The 14,168-nt window shown below is 71.6% G+C and carries 9 protein-coding genes and 1 pseudogene; 8 read left to right on the top strand and 2 right to left on the bottom strand.

The window, feature by feature from the left end; genetic code table 11:
• Nucleotides 1-178: 178 nt before the first annotated feature.
• Nucleotides 179-2,344: a RecQ family ATP-dependent DNA helicase gene (locus ACH45E_RS41735; RefSeq protein WP_361454637.1), complete on the bottom strand. Its 2,166-nt coding sequence runs from the start codon at nt 2,342-2,344 to the stop codon at nt 179-181.
• Between the two features lie 140 nt (nt 2,345-2,484).
• Between ACH45E_RS41735 and ACH45E_RS41730 the strand changes: the two genes are divergently transcribed.
• The 7 genes and pseudogenes from ACH45E_RS41730 (at nt 2,485) to ACH45E_RS41700 (ending at nt 12,405) form a co-directional block, all read left to right on the top strand.
• Nucleotides 2,485-3,978 carry a DUF4192 family protein gene (locus ACH45E_RS41730; RefSeq protein WP_361454634.1) on the top strand — a complete coding sequence of 498 codons (1,494 nt, stop codon included), beginning with the start codon at nt 2,485-2,487 and terminating at the stop codon, nt 3,976-3,978.
• Between the two features lie 342 nt (nt 3,979-4,320).
• Nucleotides 4,321-5,237 (top strand): annotated as a pseudogene (locus ACH45E_RS41725) (glycogen debranching protein); the annotation flags it as partial.
• A 130-nt stretch (nt 5,238-5,367) separates the two neighbouring features.
• A complete protein-coding gene (locus tag ACH45E_RS41720) occupies nt 5,368-6,126 on the top strand; it encodes an NUDIX hydrolase (protein ID WP_361454631.1) in 759 nt (252 codons plus the stop codon).
• A gap of 71 nt (nt 6,127-6,197) precedes the next feature.
• A complete protein-coding gene (locus ACH45E_RS41715) occupies nt 6,198-8,435 on the top strand; it encodes an ABC transporter ATP-binding protein (RefSeq protein ID WP_361454628.1) in 2,238 nt (745 codons plus the stop codon).
• Between the two features lie 162 nt (nt 8,436-8,597).
• On the top strand, nt 8,598-9,485 hold the full coding sequence (locus ACH45E_RS41710) for a FadR/GntR family transcriptional regulator (RefSeq protein WP_361454625.1): 888 nt from the start codon (nt 8,598-8,600) through the stop codon (nt 9,483-9,485).
• A gap of 386 nt (nt 9,486-9,871) precedes the next feature.
• Nucleotides 9,872-11,416: an RNA polymerase sigma factor gene (locus tag ACH45E_RS41705; RefSeq protein ID WP_361454622.1), complete on the top strand. Its 1,545-nt coding sequence runs from the start codon at nt 9,872-9,874 to the stop codon at nt 11,414-11,416.
• A 122-nt stretch (nt 11,417-11,538) separates the two neighbouring features.
• On the top strand, nt 11,539-12,405 hold the full coding sequence (locus ACH45E_RS41700) for a serine protease (RefSeq protein ID WP_361454619.1): 867 nt from the start codon (nt 11,539-11,541) through the stop codon (nt 12,403-12,405).
• Nucleotides 12,406-12,565: 160 nt separating this feature from the next.
• Here ACH45E_RS41700 and ACH45E_RS41695 read toward each other — a convergent pair whose 3' ends face one another.
• Entirely contained in the window at nt 12,566-12,796 is a 231-nt protein-coding gene (locus ACH45E_RS41695) for a hypothetical protein (protein WP_141357618.1), read from the bottom strand.
• A gap of 449 nt (nt 12,797-13,245) precedes the next feature.
• Here ACH45E_RS41695 and ACH45E_RS41690 point away from each other — a divergent pair.
• A partial coding sequence (locus tag ACH45E_RS41690) for an ATP-binding protein (RefSeq protein WP_361454616.1) occupies nt 13,246-14,168 on the top strand: 923 nt, incomplete at its 3' end.

Here is a 14,168-nt window from a genome sequence, read left to right as displayed (position 1 = left end):
GCGCGCACCGCAACAGGACCCAGTCGGATCACGGACGAGCCGTGCGGGGAGCGGACTTCAATTCTTCCTGTCGAACTTGGATGCGGCAACGAGCAATTGGGGCCACCGACTGTTATCTGGCGGTGCGTGGCTTATATCCCTACCCATTGGGCCGCCTGGTGACGCAAGAGGAGGACGATCACCCCTGGACGGCGAGGACCAGCGGCAACACCCCCCGTGCGCCGGACCGCCTGAGAAGCCGGGCCGCGACCGCCAGGGTCCAGCCCGTCTCGGTGTAGTCGTCCACGAGCAGGACGGGGCCCTGTGCCCCGGAGAGGGCCGATGCGAGCTCCGGCGGCACGGTCAGCGCACCGTCCAGGGCCTTGAGTCGCTGCGCGCTGTTGCTGCGGGAGGCACGCGGCACGTCACCGGCGTACGCGACGGAGCCCAGCAGGGGCAGCCGGCCGATCTCCGCGATGCGGGCGCCCAGGGAATGGATCAGCCGCGGCCTGGTCCGTGAGGCGACGGTGACGACGCCCGCCGGGCGGCCCTGCGCATCGGACGCGCCGGGGGTCCAGCCGCCGGGGCCCTTCGCCCAGTCGGCCAGAACGCCCACCACGGCGTGTGCGACGTCGTCCGGTACGGGTGCGTCGGCGGCCCCGGGCGTGAACATCGGCCGCAGCCGGTTGCCCCAGCCGATGTCCGACAGACGCCCCAGGGCCCGCCCCGGGGCAGCCTGTTCGGCGGCGGGGATACGGCCCTTGAGCTCGATGCCGATCGCCGGAAGTCCCGTCGGCCACATGCGGCGGGGTTCCACCTCCACACCGGCCCGGCCCAGATCGACACGCGCGGCGTCCAGCGCGGCCGTCGAGGTGTCCGCGGTGAAACGCGCGCCCGCGCAGTTGTCGCAGCGGCCGCAGGGCTTCGCGCCCTCGTCGTCCAGTTGGCGTTGCAGGAACTCCATCCGGCAGCCCGTGGTGGCGGCGTACTCACGCATCGCCTGCTGCTCGGCTTTCCGCTGGCGTGCCACCCAGTCGTACCGCTCGGAGTCGTACGTCCACGGCCGGCCGGTGGCGATCCAGCCGCCCTTGACGCGTTTGACCGCGCCGTCCACGTCGAGGACCTTCAACATCGTCTCCAGCCTGGAGCGGCGCAGTTCCACCCGGGGCTCCAGGGCGGGCAGCGACACCGGGCCGTCGGCACGGGTGAGCACGTCGAGGGTGCGGCGCACCAGGTCTTCCGAGGGGAAGGCGAGCGACGCGAAGTACTCCCAGATCGCCTCGTCCTCCTTGCCCGGCAGGAGAAGCACCTCGGCGTGCTCGACGCCACGGCCCGCGCGGCCGACCTGCTGGTAGTAGGCGATGGGGGAGGAAGGCGAGCCGAGATGGACGACGAATCCGAGATCGGGCTTGTCGAAGCCCATACCGAGCGCCGAGGTCGCCACGAGCGCCTTGACCCGGTTGGCGAGCAGGTCCTCCTCGGCCTGCTGCCGGTCGGCGTTCTCCGTCCTGCCGGTGTACGAGGCGACGGCGTGCCCGCGCTGCCGGAGGAAGGCGGTGACCTCCTCGGCGGCGGCCACGGTGAGCGTGTAGACGATCCCGGAGCCAGGCAGGTCGTCCAGGTGGTCGGCGAGCCACGCCATGCGGTGCGCGGCGTCCGGCAGCCCGAGGACGTTCAGGGTGAGGCTCTCCCGGTCCAGCGGGCCACGCAGCACCAGCGCGTCCGAAGTACCGCCGGTGCCGAGCTGCTCCGCGACGTCGGCGGTGACGCGCGCGTTGGCCGTGGCGGTGGTGGCCAGTACGGGGACGCCCGGCGGGAGGTCGGTGAGCATGGTGCGCAGCCGGCGGTAGTCCGGGCGGAAGTCATGGCCCCAGTCGGAGATGCAGTGGGCCTCGTCCACGACGAGGAGGCCGGTCGCGGCGGCGAGCTTGGGCAGGACCTGGTCGCGGAAGTCCGGATTGTTGAGCCGCTCCGGGCTGACCAGCAGGACGTCTACCTCGCCGGCGGCGATCTCGGCCTGAACGGCATCCCAGTCCTCGGTGTTCGAGGAGTTGATCGTCCGGGCGTGGATGCCGGCGCGGGCCGCCGCCCCGACCTGGTTCCGCATCAGCGCCAGCAACGGTGACACGATCACGGTGGGCCCGCTGCCGTGGGCCCGCAGCAGCGAGGTCGCCACGAAATACACCGCGGATTTGCCCCAGCCGGTGCGCTGGACGACCAGGGCCCGGCGCCGGTCGGCGACCAGTGCCTCGATCGCCCGCCACTGGTCCTCGCGCAGCCGGGCGGCACCGGTGGTGTCCCCGACGAGGCGGGCGAGGACGGCGTCGGCCTGTGTCCGGAGATCCGCGTTGCTCGTGTGCTCCATGCGTTCCATACAACAGGACGGCACTGACAGCCGGGCACGCCGCGGCGCCCGGAACGGGAAGCGATGGCGCTTGGCGTGTCCCTGCTCGGAGTTATCCACAGGCGCAAGCGGAATTTCGGGATCCGCGAGATCGTCGGCGCATGACGAACCACAGCGAAACGACCGGACCCGCCGAAAACGGTGACGTCGCCGCACCCGGCGCACCGAACGCACCCATCGCACACGACGGCCAGGTCACCCTGCGCTCCCCGGCCGAGCTGGCCGACGCCCTGCCCTACCTGCTCGGGTACCGCCCCGAGGACAGCATCGTCCTGGTAGCCCTCCACGACCGCGACGGCCGCGGCCGGCTCGGCGGGCGGGCCCGGCTCGGCATCCCGGCGAACCCGGACGACTGGGCCGCGGCCGCCCGGCAGTTGGCCCACGGTCTCGTGACCGGCAGCGAACGCCGGGGCGCGCGCCCGGAGCAGATGGTGGCCTACGTCTGCCAGGAACCGCTGAAGGGCGAGCCGGGCGACGCGGTCATGCGGCGACTGCGTCCGCTTGCCCAGCTGCTGCGCACCGAGTGCGGCCGCCTCGACGTACCGGTGATCGAGGCGCTGTGCGTCTCCGGCGGCCGCTTCTGGTCGTACTGCTGCCCGCACGAGGGCTGCTGCCCGGCCGAGGGCACGCCGATGGGCCTGCCCGGCACCTCGGTGCTGGCGGCTGCGGCCACCTATGCCGGCATCCAGGTGCGCGGCACACTCCGCGAGGTGCATGCCAGGCTGCTGCCCTGGGAGACCGCCGCCGCGCTGGAGCAGGAGATCGCCCTGGACGCCGCCGGCATGGATCTGGTGCCCCGGATCCTCGACGACGCGAGCCGTGCGGACGTGGCGGAGGAAACCCTCGGGCTGGCCGAGCGGATCATCGGCCGGTTCGCGGCGGCTCCTTCCGTGTCCGGCGCACTCCAGGAGGACCGCCGCGACGACGAACTGATCGGTCACGACGAGGCCGCGACGCTCATTCTCGGCCTGCAGGACCGCACGACCCGCGACCGCGCCGCCGCATGGATGGAGGGCGAGGAGGCCGGCCCGGCCCTGCGTCTGTGGCGCGCCCTGGCCCGCCGCTGCGTGGGACCGTACGGGGAACACGCCGCCGCACCCCTCACCCTGGCCGGCTGGGTCGCCTGGTCCGCCGGCGACGAGCTCGAGGCCCGTGAAGCCCTGGCCATGGCGCTGGGCGCGGACCCCGACTACCTCTTCGCCCGCCTCCTGCACCAGGCATGCAACGAGGGCCTGGACCCGGAATCGATCCGCCGCTGCCTGCGCGCGGAACGCGCGGGACGTGCCCGGCCGGACGACACGGCCGAGGACATCACGCAGACGGACGCCGCCGCGACCGGCCAGGACGTGCCGGAGAGCGGCGGCGACCGACGCCACCGCTCCCGCTCCGGCGAGCGCCCCGAGGCCCACCCGCGCCCGGCACGCACGGCGCAGGGCAGGCGAGCCCGTCCCCCTGCCCCGGACCGCACCCGCCCCGGCACTTCGAAGCCGGGCGGCACGCGCACGCGTGCGGCGGGGAAGAGCCGCGGCCGACGCGACGCCACCGCGCCCGAGGCCACGCGGTCCATGGGCAACGGCGTGGAGGGGGACATGTGAACACCGGCTGGATTCGACTGCCGGCGGCCCGTCCCCGCTCCTTCGCACGGCTCCGGCTCCGGCGTCGCCCCGGTGGGGCTGGGCTGTGACGGCTGCGAAGGGCCGCCGCCGACCGGCTGGCGCGGGCATCGCCCGGTCCGGGGGAGCGACGCCCGTTCCGGTGGCCCGGCACCTATGCCGGCACCGGCGCGGCCGCCTGAACCCCGCCCCGGCCCTCCGGACGCGCAGCCATCCACTCGACTCATCCGAGGGGAGGCGTGATGCGGAGGAGCCCCGATCCGTTCACCTGAGGGGCGGACACGCCTGGACGGGCCGTGCCGCCGCACGTTCCCTGTCCTTCCCGAAGAACTGCTGCCCACGGCGGAGCGCTGCCTGACGTGGCTGCGGACGATCGAGGGGGCCCCTACCTCCGCGATCCACAACCGGGTGGGCCCATAGGCTGCGAGACACAGACCCACGCGCACCGCGCCGCGCTGCACGGCGCCGATCTGCTCGACGCGTACGGCAGACCGGGCGGCGACGGGCTGCGGCAGTGGGCGCAGGAGCTGCGGAGTGCGTCCCGCGAGGACTTCTGGGCGGAGGTTCCGGGCGGCGGCCGCCCTGCCGCGGCCCGCGGTCCGGACGGCCGCCCCGTTCCGCACCTCGGCTCCGCCGCCGTCCATCTCCTGAAACAGGGGTCTGCTGGGCGCCGGAGAGCTCGCGCCCGGTCTGCTCGACAAGGTGCGGACCGAGCAGCTCGCCCGGCTGCTCGGCGGCCCGGCCATGCACTCCGGCTGGGGCCTGCGTGGGCTGGGCGCCAAGAAGCGGGGCACAATCCGTTCGGCCACCGGACCGGAGCCGTCCGCGTCCAGGAGACGGGCCTCGCCGTCGTCGGGCCGGCCGAAGCGGGCTACGAGAAGGAGGCCGGCGGACTGCTGCGGGGGCTGCTCGCCGCGGCCGGGCACTTCGGGCACCGGCTGCCCGAGATGTACGCCGGGGAGCAGCGAGCCGACGGCAGCGCGCCCGTACCGCATCCGGCGGCCTGCCGCCCGGCGGCCACGGGGGCGGCCTCCGGGGTGCTGGTCCTCGCCGCGCTCGCGGGCATCCGCCCCGACGTGCCCGGCCGCACGGTCACCCTGCGCCCCATGCTCAGCGCGCCCCTGGGCGAGATCGGCCTGACCGGACTGCGGGTCGCGGGCGCGCCCTTCTCCATGCGAATCAGCAGACTGGGCCTGGCCATGGTCGAGAAGGCTGCGGACGCCCTGCAACCGGGAGTGTGACCACGGATGATACGAAGGATGACATCAGCTGGAGCCGATCACGGGCCGCATAACGGGCTGAAGTGGATCAGACGCCGATGCGACCGGCGAAGGGCGTGTTTATCGTCAGGCAGACGACTATGATCGCGGCATGCCCTACGACCCGTCAGCGTTCCCGCCCTTCGCCGTCACCGTGGACCTGGTCGTGCTGACCGTGCGCCGTCACGCCCTGTGTGCGCTGGCGGTGCGCAGGGGCGAGCCGCCGTTCCAGGGTCGCTGGGCACTGCCGGGCGGCTTCGTGCGGGAGGACGAGGACCTGGCACAGGCCGCGGCGCGCGAACTCGCCGAGGAGACCGGGCTGCGCTCCCACGACCCGGACGCGGAGACCCAGGACAACGGTGCGCATCTGGAGCAGCTGGCGACCTACGGCGACCCCAAGCGCGACCCGCGGATGCGTGTGGTCAGCGTGGCGCACCTCGCGCTCGCCCCTGACCTGCCCGCACCCCGCGCGGGCGGCGACGCCAGCAACGCGCGCTGGGCGCCCGTCGAGGAACTGCTGCAGCAGGGCGGCTACGGCCGCGCCGGGGAGCCGGTGGCACCTCTCGCCTTCGATCACGCCCAGATTCTTTCCGACGGGGTGGAGCGGGCGCGGTCCAAGATCGAGTACTCGTCGCTGGCCACCGCGTTCTGCCCGTCCGAGTTCACCGTCGGGGAGCTGCGCCGGGTCTACGAGGCGGTGTGGGCTGTCGCGCTCGACCCCCGCAACTTCCACCGCAAGGTCACCGGCACCCCGGGGTTCCTCGTTCCGACCGGCGGTACGACCACTCGCCAAGGTGGCCGCCCGGCCCAGCTTTTCCGGGCCGGCGGCGCCACACTGCTCAACCCTCCGATGCTGCGCCCCGAGGTCTGACGCTCCGGCGCCGAGCGACGACAGTGAAGCGGTACCCGAAAATTCGGACATATCGCGCTATCTTGCTGCGGGTGATCCAGGCCATCGGACTGACCAGCAACGCCCGCAAGGGATGCCCGCCTGCCGTCGACGACGTCTCCTTCGAGGCGCGGCCGGGCTGTGTCACCGCGCTCCTGGGAACACCGGGCGCGGGCAAGACGACGACGCTCAGACTGATGCTGGAACTCGAACCGGGGCGCGGGATCACCTACTTCAAGGGACTGCCCCTGCACCGCATCGCCCACCCGTCGCGTGAGGTCGGCGCGCTCCTGGGTGACGTACCCGGGCACCCGGCACGCTCGGTCCGCGGTCATCTGCGCATGCTCTGCGCCGCGGCGGGAGTGCCCGTCCGGCGTGCCGACGAGGTGCTCGAGGCGGTCGGGCTCGTCAGCCTGCGCGAGGAACGCCTGGGCACGCTCTCGCGCGGCGTGGACCGTCGGCTCGGCCTGGCCTGCGCCCTGCTGCCCGACCCGCACACGCTCGTGCTGGACGATCCCGCCGACGGGTTGTCCGTCCGGGAGCGTCGCTGGCTGCACTGCATGCTGCGTGCGCACGCAGAGCAGGGCGGCACGGTCCTGCTCACCACGGCCGACCCCAAGGAGGCCGCTCGCGCCGCCGACCGCGTCGTCACGCTGGAGCGGGGCAGGCTCCTCGCCGACCAGGACGCCTCGGAGTTCGGCCGCACCCGTCTGCGTCCCCGCGTCGCCGTCCGCAGCCCGCACGCCCCACGCCTCGCCGCCCTCCTCGCCAAGGAGGCCCGCACAGCCCGGCGCTCCGTCGAGGTCGTACCGGAGGGCGGCAACCATCTGTCCGTGTACGGCAGTACGACCGCCGAGGTCGGCGAGACCGCGTTCCGCCATGGGATCCTCGTCCACCAACTCGCGGACGAGGTGGGGGACATGGGGCCCGGTGCCGGAGCGCGGCCGTCGGCGGGCGGCGGACCTCGCGACGCGGACGAAGCGGCGTCGGCGAGCCGGCGGAAAGCCGTTGACGGGCACCCCGTTGTCGGGCAGCCACGCAAGGGCGAGCGCTCCGGCGCGGAGGAGGCGTCCGCGGTGGAGCGAGCGGAGGACACCCACGAGTTCTCGGACCTGGACCGAGCGCAGGCCGCCCGCGAGCGGTCGGTGGCGGACCGGGCCCCGGTCGGCGGTTCGCTGTGGACTCGAGGGCAGTCGCAGCACGACGGTGACTCGCCGGCCGCGGACGCGGCACCGTCGATCCCCGCCCCGTCTGCCGTGGTGACGGTCGCGACCGCCACCGCCACGCATGGCGCTCAGGACTCCGCCACGGCCCAGGCCGTCCAGGCGCAGGCAGACGCTTCCACCGCCGCAGTGACCAGTCGTCCGTCCCGCACCGAAACGTACGCGCCGCACGACGAGCATGCCCCGGCCGGCGATCGGACCGTCCCGAGCAGCTTCGGGCTCGCCACCGCGGATGCCGTCCCCGACCCCGTCCCCGACCCCCTGTCCCCGCTCCCACCCCCCATCTCCGTACGCTCCGCCCCCAGCCCCCTCCGGCCGCTCCGCTACGAACTCCGTCGCGCCTCCGGCATCGGCACGGGTTTCCTCACCTGCGGAGCCGTGCTCCTGGTGTCCGCGCTCGCCGCCGTGCTGCTCGCGCGCCTCGGTCACACCTCACAGGCGCGCCTGTTCGCCGCATGGCCGCTGGAGCTGCCCCTGCCGCCCGCGGCGCTCGGCGCGGCGCTGCTCGGCGCGCTGGCCTTTGGTGACGAGTTCCGCCATCCCGCCCTGGCGGCCGACCGCGGCACCGTGCCCCGCAGGCTGGGGCTGCTGACCGCGAAACTCCTCGTCTCCGGTGCCACGGCGGGGTTGCTGGCCTTCCTCACCGTGGGCTGCGACGCCGAGGTGCTCTACGTCGTCTACGGACAGGAACTCGCGAAGGTTCCCGCCGACTGGCTCTCGCTCGGCGCGAGTTGGTTCGGGCTCGTGATCGGGTGCGCCTGGGCCGGTGTGCTGGCCGCAGGAGTCTTCCGGTCCACCACGGCCGGGCTCGCCGCGGTGGTCGCCGTGCCGGTCGTGGTCGTACCCCTCGTGGAGAAGGCACTGGAGGGACCCGCCGTGCGGATGGCGGCGGACTTCCCGCTGCGCATGCATCAGGTCTTCCTGTTGCAGTGGCCCTTCGGCGGCGAGCGCTACCTGGTCGCCGCGGCCCGGGTCATCGCCCAACCCGTCGGCGGCGCCCTGACGTTGTCGCTGACCGCCCTGCTCTGCGCGTATCTGCTCACGACCCTGAGGAGCAGGCTCCGCTGACTACTGTCCGTACTTGCCTGACCCCGTCATGCGCACAACTCCCCACAGAAAGCCCATTTCTTTCCGATAAGGCGTCAAGTGCGACGGGGTAAGCGATCACCCTTTCGTGTGCTTTTCACCAAAGCCCTCAAGGGAGTTGGAAACGGCGCCGACAAAGGATCCGTGAGTACCCTTGCGCACACCATGATGACCGCCGCCCGCTCCGCCGACTCAGGTCTGTCCGGTCCGGGCGAACTCGACCGCTACCCCTACGCCGAGACGTCCGCCGTCGACCGCGTGGGAGCGCCCGTCTGGGAGGGCGCGGACCCCGAACTGGGGCGTGTGGGCCGACGTGCCGCGGGCAGCCGCGGCCGCGGACTGCACGGCCAGCTCGTGCAGCAGCTGGGTCAGATGATCGTCTCGGGCGATCTCGGCGCGGACCGCCCGCTGGTGCCCGAGGAGATCGGCCAGCGCTTCGAGGTCTCCCGCACCGTCGTCCGTGAGTCCCTCCGCGTCCTGGAGGCCAAGGGGCTGGTCAGTGCCCGCCCGAACGTCGGCACGCGCGTGCGCCCCGTCAGCGACTGGAACCTCCTCGACCCCGACGTCATCGAGTGGCGCGCCTTCGGGCCGCAGCGGGACGACCAGCGACGGGAGCTGAGCGAGCTGCGCTGGACGATCGAGCCGCTCGCGGCGCGCCTGGCCGCAGGGCACGGGCGCGAGGACGTCCAGCAGCGCCTCTCCGACATGGTCGAGATCATGAGTCACGCCATGACGCAGGGCGACGCGCTCACCTTCTCCCGCGCCGATGCCGAGTTCCACGCGCTGCTCATCCAGATCGCGGGCAACCGCATGCTGGAGCACCTCTACGGCATCGTGTCGGCCGCCCTGCAGGTTTCCGGCGGCCCCGTCACCGGCTGCGAGCGGCCGAACGAGGCGTCGGTCGCCCACCACGCGCGGATCGTCGACGCGCTGGGTACCGGGGACGGCGTGGCGGCTGAGGCGGCCGTGCGCCAACTGCTCACCGTCCATCCCGAGGTCGAGCGCGTGGTGCCCGCCCCGCGCGAGCACTGACCGCTCCGTCGGGCGGCGGGATCGGAGTGCCGCGTTCTCGTGGTGTGGCCGGGCCCGGGAACCGTCAGCCGCCGGACCGCGTCGGATCCTTCGGGAACCCGCGGGTCCGGCGGCGTGATCATATGCGACCTTGTCTGTCCGTGTCTGGCCGTTTTTGCGTGTTTACGGGGTGTGACTCGGGCCACGTAGATTGGGCGTAACGCTTGTGGGAACAACGCGATGACCTAAGAGGTGACAGCCGCGGAGGGAATACGGACGCCATGCAAGGCGCTGTGCATCTTCCCGGCCCCCGCCCGCGCCGTCGGCCCATCCCCAAGCCGGTGGTCGGCTCCTGTCCGTCCTGGACGGGGCCGGAAGCCGTTTTCCAACGTTCCGAGAGGTTGTTCGTGTCGGCCAGCACATCCCGTACGCTCCCGCCGGAGATCGCCGAGTCCGTCTCTGTCATGGCGCTCATTGAGCGGGGAAAGGCTGAGGGGCAGATCGCCGGCGACGATGTGCGTCGGGCCTTCGAAGCTGACCAGATCCCGGCCACTCAGTGGAAGAACGTACTGCGCAGCCTCAACCAGATCCTCGAGGAAGAGGGTGTGACGCTGATGGTCAGTGCCGCGGAACCCAAGCGGACCCGGAAGAGCGTCGCAGCGAAGAGTCCGGCCAAGCGCACCGCCACCAAGACGGTCGCGGCGAAGACGGTGACCACGCGGAAGGCCACCGCCACCACGGCCGCTCCGGCCGCGCCCGCCGACCCTTCCGCCGTCGATCCCGCCGAGGAAGCCGCACCCGCCAAGAAGGCCGCAGCCAAGAAGACGACCGCCAAGAAGGCGGCCGCGAAGAAGACCGTCGCCGCCAAGAAGACGGCGGCCAAGAAGACGACCGCGAAGAAGGACGACGCCGAGGTCCTCGAGGAAGAGGTCCTCGAGGACACCAAGGTCGCCGACGAGCCCGAGGGTGCCGAGAGCGCGGGCTTCGTGCTCTCCGACGAGGACGAGGACGACGCGCCCGCCCAGCAGGTCGCCGCGGCCGGCGCCACCGCCGACCCGGTCAAGGACTATCTCAAGCAGATCGGCAAGGTCCCCCTGCTCAACGCCGAGCAGGAGGTCGAGCTGGCCAAGCGCATCGAGGCCGGCCTCTTCGCCGAGGACAAGCTCGCCAACGCGGACAAGCTGGCGCCGAAGCTCAAGCGCGAGCTGGAGATCATCGCCGAGGACGGCCGCCGCGCCAAGAACCACCTCCTGGAGGCCAACCTCCGTCTGGTGGTCTCCCTGGCCAAGCGTTACACCGGCCGCGGCATGCTCTTCCTGGACCTCATCCAGGAGGGCAACCTCGGTCTGATCCGCGCCGTCGAGAAGTTCGACTACACCAAGGGCTACAAGTTCTCCACGTACGCCACCTGGTGGATCCGTCAGGCGATCACCCGCGCGATGGCCGACCAGGCCCGCACCATCCGTATCCCGGTGCACATGGTCGAGGTCATCAACAAGCTCGCGCGCGTGCAGCGCCAGATGCTCCAGGACCTGGGCCGCGAGCCCACCCCGGAGGAGCTGGCCAAGGAGCTCGACATGACCCCGGAGAAGGTCATCGAGGTCCAGAAGTACGGCCGCGAGCCCATCTCGCTGCACACCCCGCTGGGCGAGGACGGCGACAGCGAGTTCGGTGACCTCATCGAGGACTCCGAGGCCGTCGTCCCGGCCGACGCGGTCAGCTTCACGCTCCTGCAGGAGCAGCTGCACTCGGTGCTCGACACCCTGTCCGAGCGCGAGGCCGGTGTCGTCTCGATGCGCTTCGGTCTCACCGACGGTCAGCCGAAGACCCTCGACGAGATCGGCAAGGTGTACGGCGTGACGCGCGAGCGCATCCGCCAGATCGAGTCCAAGACCATGTCGAAGCTGCGCCACCCGTCGCGTTCGCAGGTGCTGCGCGACTACCTCGACTAGGTCACTCGCTCCATCGAAGGCCCGGTCGTCCCCGCGCGGGGACGACCGGGCCTTCGCGCTGCGCGCCGTGGCGCTCTGGATGACTCTGGGTGTCCTGATCCCACCCAGAGTGAGGAGCCCCTATGCGCCGGCCCTGTGTCCGAGTGTTGATCCGGCCGCTGTTCCTGGCGGCCGTCACCGCCGCCATACCGTTGGCCGACGCGGCTCCTGCGGCGGCCGACAGCGTTGTCGTGGGGGGCTTTCCCGTAGACGTGTCCGAGAGTCCGTGGACGGTGGCGCTGGCCAGCCGTGACCGGTTCGGGGGTACGCGGGCGGGGCAGTTCTGCGGCGGGGTGGTGGTCGGGCGGACCACGGTGCTGACCGCGGCCCACTGCCTCGCCGAGGAGGTTCTGGGGACGCCGCCGGACAAGACGCGCGACCTCAAGGTCATCGCCGGTCGTACGGACCTGCAGTCGAGCGTGGGTGAGGAGATCGCCGTGCGCGACATGTGGGTCAACCCCGGCTATGACAAGGTCAGCAACGCCGGGGACTTCGCTGTGCTCACCCTGGCCGAGACCCTGCCGCAGAGCTCTGTCGTGCCCATGGCGGCCGGTGGCGACCCGGCGTACACCCCGGAGACCGACGCCTTGGTCTACGGGTGGGGTGACACGACCGGCGCCGGTGACTACACCCGGCACTTGCACGCCGCACGCGTGCGCGTGCTGGCCGATGCCCTCTGTACCCGGGCCTATCCCGGTGGGCCCGACGGCAAGTACCGGTCGGACTCCATGGTGTGCGCCGGTGAGGCCGAGGGCGGCCCTGACGCCTGTCAGGGGGACAGCGGCGGCCCCCTGGTTGCCCAGGGACGACTGATCGGACTGGTGTCCTGGGGGAACGGCTGCGGGAGACCGGGCAGCCCCGGCGTGTATACGCGGGTCTCCGACATCATGCGGGCGCTGGGGTGGGTGAACCCGCAGAGCGGCGTTCGGGGGCCGCAGGAGGGCGTCTGAGGGCCCCGTGGGCCCTGTGGGTCTTCTGGGACGGCGCCAACCAGGGCAGGCGGGCCCAGAGCCGATGGGTGAACCAGTACGGGCGGCCTCTCCCGTCGGTCGGGAGGGGCCGCCCGTTCACCGGCCTGTGCCGGGGCTGGCTCGTCGTGTGTGCGAGATGTCAGCGTTCTTCTTCGGACGCGTTTGCGGGAACGGACGTCAGCCGCTCCGTCTCGTCCTGTATCTCAGCGGCGATCTTCTTGAGTTCCGGCTCGAACTTGCGGCCGTGGTGGGCGCAGAAGAGCAGTTCTCCGCCGCTGAGCAGGACGACGCGCAGGTATGCCTGGGCGCCGCAGCGGTCGCAGCGATCGGCGGCCGTCAACGGGCTCGCGGGGGTCAGAACAGTAGTCACGTCGCCTCTTCTCTAGCTCGACGAGCTGTCGTACCAGGGTCAACATCCAACCAGCCCGAAAACGTTCCCGCTCGTGGCTTCTCCTGGAAAAAATCTTTCCCGGGGCGGCTGTCTGCTGCCGGTTGGCGGCGAATGTGCCGTATTGCGTTTCTTGTGTGCTTACGGGTTCGCGCTGTCAGTGTTCGGTCGGTATCCGTCCTCCCGGCTGGCTTGCCGGTTGTTCATGAGGACGTGCCCGGAGCCTAAATGGTTCATGCCTCGAAGGGAACGTGATGTGTGCTTCACTCCAACGAGGGATCGAACGCGTATGCGAGTCTGGACTAGTCTGAGTTCAAGACGAGGGTGGCGGTACAACGGCTCTACCAGGCCTCGGTACCCTCTGAGCGGCGACCGAAGCCGGGCCCTTACCCAAGTGGGGCCCACCTGAAATTCAGCGAGGAGCGAACCGCGTGACCGCCGAGACGTCCGTGCCGTCCACAGCGCTGCTGGCAGGAGCAGACCGGGACGGTTCCAACTACACCGCGCGGCACCTGCTCGTCCTCGAGGGCCTCGAAGCTGTGCGCAAGCGCCCTGGCATGTACATCGGCTCGACCGACAGCCGTGGCCTGATGCACTGCCTGTGGGAGATCATCGACAACTCCGTGGACGAGGCCCTCGGCGGTTACTGCGACCACATCGAGGTGATCCTCCACGACGACGGCTCGGTGGAGGTCCGGGACAACGGCCGTGGCATCCCCGTGGACGTCGAGCCCAAGACGGGCCTCTCGGGCGTCGAGGTCGTCATGACCAAGCTGCACGCCGGCGGTAAGTTCGGCGGGGGCTCCTACGCGGCCTCCGGCGGCCTGCACGGTGTCGGCGCCTCCGTGGTGAACGCGCTCTCCGCCCGCCTTGACGTCGAGGTCGACCGCGCCGGTCACACCCACGCGATCAGCTTCCGGCGAGGTGTTCCGGGTGCCTTCGCGGGCAACGGCGGGGACGCGAAGTTCGAGGCCACGGGCGGTCTACGCAAGGCCAAGAAGATCCCCAAGTCGCGCACCGGCACGCGTGTGCGGTACTGGGCGGACCGGCAGATCTTCCTCAAGGACGCGAAGCTCTCCCTGGAGAACCTGCACCAGCGCGCGCGTCAGACCGCGTTCCTGGTGCCGGGCCTGACCATCGTCGTCCGGGACGAGTACGGCCTGGGCGAGGGGGGCAGCAAGGGTGAGGAGTCGTTCCGTTTCGATGGTGGCATCAGCGAGTTCTGTGAGTACCTGGCCGCGGACAAGCCGGTCTGCGACGTCCTCCGCCTGACGGGTCAGGGCGTCTTCAAGGAGACCGTTCCGGTCCTGGACGAGCACGGCCAGATGACTCCCACCGAGGTCACCCGTGAGCT

Origin of the sequence: Streptomyces sp. NPDC020299 (assembly GCF_044387825.1) — a bacterium.
Lineage (GTDB): Bacteria > Actinomycetota > Actinomycetes > Streptomycetales > Streptomycetaceae > Streptomyces.
Note: the sequence above shows the minus strand (reverse complement) of the source record. Positions and strands in the feature narration are given on the sequence as shown.

Coding starts and splice junctions, on each gene's coding strand:
- ACH45E_RS41730 (WP_361454634.1), top strand. CDS start 2,485: ATGACGAACCACAGCGAAACGACCGGACCCGCCGAAAACGGTGACGTC.
- ACH45E_RS41720 (WP_361454631.1), top strand. CDS start 5,368: ATGCCCTACGACCCGTCAGCGTTCCCGCCCTTCGCCGTCACCGTGGAC.
- ACH45E_RS41735 (WP_361454637.1), bottom strand. CDS start 2,344: ATGGAGCACACGAGCAACGCGGATCTCCGGACACAGGCCGACGCCGTC.
- ACH45E_RS41700 (WP_361454619.1), top strand. CDS start 11,539: ATGCGCCGGCCCTGTGTCCGAGTGTTGATCCGGCCGCTGTTCCTGGCG.